The organism is Fischerella muscicola PCC 7414 (assembly GCF_000317205.1).
GTDB classification, from domain to species: Bacteria; Cyanobacteriota; Cyanobacteriia; order Cyanobacteriales; family Nostocaceae; genus Fischerella; species Fischerella muscicola.
The window spans coordinates 1-306 of sequence record NZ_AJLK01000256.1 but is presented as its reverse complement, the minus strand read 5'-3'; the positions used below and the strand labels follow the sequence as shown (position 1 = coordinate 306).

The window sequence follows — 306 nt, the reverse complement described above, 5'->3', positions numbered from 1 at the left end:
AACACGATTATTTACTAACTTGATTCAAAATGCCATCCACTACACACCATCAGAAGGGACAGTAAAAATCATAGCTAATCTTAGTACTTCCCATATAGTTGTTAATGTTCAAGATACGGGTGTGGGAATTGCACCAGAAGATTTGGAAAAAATTTTTGAGCGTTTTTGGCGAGCAGATAAATCACGTTCTTATAATTCTGGTGGTTCCGGTTTAGGATTAGCTATTGCTCAAGCTATTGCTCAAAATCATGGTGGACTAATTACTGTTACAAGTCAGCTAGGAGTTGGTAGTTGTTTTACAGTGCG

Annotated in this window: 1 protein-coding gene; it reads left to right on the top strand. The window is 37.6% G+C overall.

What is annotated here, in order from left to right; all coding sequences use genetic code 11:
• Positions 1-306, top strand: a 306-nt coding sequence (locus UYI_RS33985) for a sensor histidine kinase (protein WP_035139168.1), incomplete at both ends; no start/stop codon positions are given.